This window comes from Vibrio sp. 704, assembly GCF_033339295.1.
The window spans coordinates 1-1,000 of sequence record NZ_JAWOUH010000145.1; the positions used below are offsets into that span (position 1 = coordinate 1).

1 pseudogene is annotated in these 1,000 nt (G+C 49.1%); it reads right to left on the bottom strand.

The annotated features are described in order from the left end of the window. Positions 1-184 precede the first annotated feature (184 nt). A pseudogene (locus tag R7R24_RS25055) lies at positions 185-1,000 on the bottom strand (Na+/H+ antiporter NhaC family protein); the annotation flags it as partial.

The window sequence follows — 1,000 nt, forward strand, 5'->3', positions numbered from 1 at the left end:
CGAATTAGCAATCAGTAACGCGGCTCAGGTGGAAGCTCTACGCGATGTGGCGCATTGCTTCGCGATTCCTTTACGCAGTGCGCAAAGTTTGCGTTCAGTTTTAAAGTGAATCTGTTTGAAGCCAGGAAAATAAAGAAGAACGGAAAGCAAAAAGGCTCCATCGGAGCCTTTTCGGTATTTGTCGTTAGTTTTCGGTTTGCACTGCGGGTTGGCGAGCTGGGTGTTTGATAAACACCGCCACAATAGCTGCAATTGCCAGCGCGAAACAGTAGTAAGAGTTGGCAACCACTTCTAATGGAGAAAGGTTAAATACTGAGCCTAGCAACAATACTTGCGCGCCGTAAGGCAAAATGCCTTGTACCACGCACGAGAAAATATCCAACAAGCTTGCTGAGCGACGAGGAGAGACATTGTTCTCTTCCGCCAACTGACGCGCCACGCTACCCGATACGATGATGGCGACCGTATTATTTGCCGTGCAACCATTCACCATAGAAACCAAGCCCGCGATACCTAGCTCACTTGCGCGGCTGTTCGCGTGTTTTGAATGGCTAGAGCCAAACGCGTGGATCATGCTGCTCACTAAGTTGGTTAGGAAAGCAAGACCGCCTTGACGACGCATCAACTCACTCAGACCACCAATCAGCATCGATAGTAGGAAGATTTCCTGCATGTTGCCAAAACCGCTGTACACGTCTTGCGCTAGGTTCGTTAGACCGTAGTCGTCAATCGAAACCAAACTTACGCCACCTGCCAGTAAAATACCGATAGTCAGCACAACAAATACGTTAAGCCCTGAAACCGCCAAAATCAAAATGGTGACGTACGGTAGCACTTTTAACCATTCAATTGGGCCAGTCTCTGGCACTTGAGTCGCAGTGCTGTTGAAGGCAAAAATACCCATAGCAACCAGTGCTGCTGGCAGTGCAATGCGGATGTTTTCTTTGAACTTGTCCTTCATTTCACAGCCCTGAGAGCGCGTTGCCGCGATGGTGGTGTC